We start from the raw sequence: 2,367 nt of genomic DNA, 5'->3' as shown, positions 1-2,367 counted from the left end.
TTGATGATTTTTATTTTGCAATAAAGCTTTAAATAAAATTCCATTTCCAAAACCATAAAAATATAATACAGGATAAAGTAGATATTTATCATTATAAGTATTTAGCATAGTTTGCAATTCTTTAATGGGATCTTGATAAAGTAAATTTTCATTATACCCCCCCCCATTATTTTTTATACTTGTATCTTTTAAATTGATATCTAGATTATCTTTACCTAAGATAAGTTCAAATTTACTTGATTTAATTTCTTTTAAACTTTCTTTTAAAAGAATATTGCTTAAAGCCTCAATGTTTTTGTTAAAGAGTTCTTTTTGAGTAGGGGTGAAGGTCATTGGAAATCCTAATTATTTTTTGATTATATCGTCAAAATTCCAATTTTCTAAACTTTTTTCTATGGTTTTGTTTTGAGTATCAAGATATCCTAGGCCTTGGATAAACCAATTGTGTTGTATTTTCAAAAAGTCTATTAAATTTTCTTTTTGCTTATTTGTGTTTAAAACTTCAAATTTTAAAATTTCGCATTCGTTATGAAAATAAATAGCTTGACAAAGTTCATTAAAAAGCTTGAGTTTTTTAAATTCTTTAAAAAGATTTAAAAGATCATTTTTGATTTTTTCAAGAGTTTGAAAATTCTTGTCATTGTTTTCTAAAGTGTATCTAAGCTTTTGAAGCTGAGTTTGAGTTTTTTTTATAAATTCTTTGGATTCTAAAATGCTTTTTTGGAGATATTTTTTTGTTTTTTCTAATTTTTCTTTGGCTAGTTTTTTATCTAGAAATTTTGGAAAATCAAAAGGTTTATTTAAATCTTTATCAAGTAAATTCTCACAAGCCCATAGAAAAGGTTTTTCTATGGTTCCTTCTATCCTTGCTCCACCTTCGGTGCAGTTGTAGGTGGTGATATTGAGTTTTTCTTTTGCCCAAAATATATCTTTTTCAAAAGCTTGACGAAATAAATTCCAAGTGAGTTGAGTTCTTACTTTGCCTTTTCCCCCATAAGCTAGGGTATATTTTTCTCCTCTGATTTCTTCACCTTGACTTCCATGTATATGCTCTTTAGGATGTGAACTTCCATCCTCGCCATAAGCTAAATCCTGTCCTATAAAAATGATATTTTCAAATCTTAAAGCTCCTGCTAGTTCATAGATCATATTGGAAACACTGTGTCCTACTCCAAGATATCCATATTCATCAAGTTTTAAACTAGCTGCAAAATTTAAAGGGCGATGTACAAGCATATAAGTTCTTTGATCTTTTTCTAAAAAATCTAATACTTCTTTGTGAACCACAGAAGCAAGTATGAAAAGTATGCCTTTGTTAAAATCGCCAAAATCATTATTAAAACATTTAGAAACTATATCATCACGTTCTAGCATGCAAACATAATCAGGCTTTATACCGTATTTTCCAAGGATAACATAAGCACTATCTGCACAAAAAATCGTAGCTTTATTAGCATACTTTTTTAATAAAGGAAGTTGTTTTATAAGACTTGGTCCTGTAGAAACAATGATAGCATTTTCAACCTTAGCTCTTCTTTCTTTGAGAAATTCTTGAAAAATTCCATGATTTAACATTTTAGGGAGATTATCTAGGGTATGTTTGATTCCAACTAAAGAATCATGTGGATCATTACCTTTGTTTAAAACGATAAATCGTATCATTTCTATCAGTTGAGTATTTATATTTTGTATTTGAGTGCTATAAAATTGTTGATAAAAATCATTATGGATAAAAAGATTAAAAATTTTTACACTTTTTTGAATGATTTCATAAGTAAAAAGTGTGGTGAGTTGTGCTGTATTAATATTTGGAGTATAAAAAAGTATTAGTTGTTCTTTTTTTAATTCTTCGCTAAAATCAAATAAATGAAAAGCTAAAGTTAAAATTTCAAGATTGTCTTCAAAAATGATAATGTGTTTATGTTGTTTGTTTTTACATAAAGTTTTATAAAACATTCCATTTCCAAAGCCATAAAAAAACAAAACAGGATATTTGTTATATTCGGTTTTAAACAGAGTAAGGTTTTCTAAAAGCTCTTTATTGGGATTTTCATAAAGAAAAATATCATCTTTTTTAAAATTTATTCCATTTTCATCTTGGATAAGTGCAAAAGTTAAGTATTTAAGTGATCTCAGTGTACAAGCTAAAAACTCATCGACCTCAAACAAAGCTTGAGTATTTTTTAAAAAAAGCTCTTCTCTCACCTTCTCACCCTTTCCATCCATTTATCTAATTTTCTTTCTTTGAGTTTTTCTTCTAAAGGAAGTATATTTTTAATCAAAGCATTTTCTTGTGCTTTAATATGTCCATAAACTAATTCCATAAATTCTAAATGTTCTTTTATCCAAAGAATACTTTTATTAAAA

The 2,367-nt window shown here is 27.1% G+C and carries 2 protein-coding genes and 1 pseudogene; all 3 read right to left on the bottom strand.

Annotated features, from left to right (window positions below; translation table 11 throughout):
* Positions 1-333: pseudogene (locus BGS43_RS03195) on the bottom strand (motility associated factor glycosyltransferase family protein); the annotation flags it as partial.
* A gap of 12 nt (positions 334-345) precedes the next feature.
* Complete coding sequence (locus BGS43_RS03190) at positions 346-2,205, bottom strand: motility associated factor glycosyltransferase family protein (protein WP_096568753.1); 1,860 nt, start codon at positions 2,203-2,205, stop codon at positions 346-348.
* A partial coding sequence (locus tag BGS43_RS10045; protein WP_096568750.1) for a motility accessory factor occupies positions 2,202-2,367 on the bottom strand: 166 nt, incomplete at its 5' end. The genes BGS43_RS10045 and BGS43_RS03190, both read right to left, overlap by 4 nt.

The organism is Campylobacter sp. 110 (assembly GCF_002383965.1).
Taxonomy (GTDB): Bacteria; Campylobacterota; Campylobacteria; order Campylobacterales; family Campylobacteraceae; genus Campylobacter_D; species Campylobacter_D coli.
This window is presented reverse-complemented; position numbering and strand designations above follow the sequence as displayed.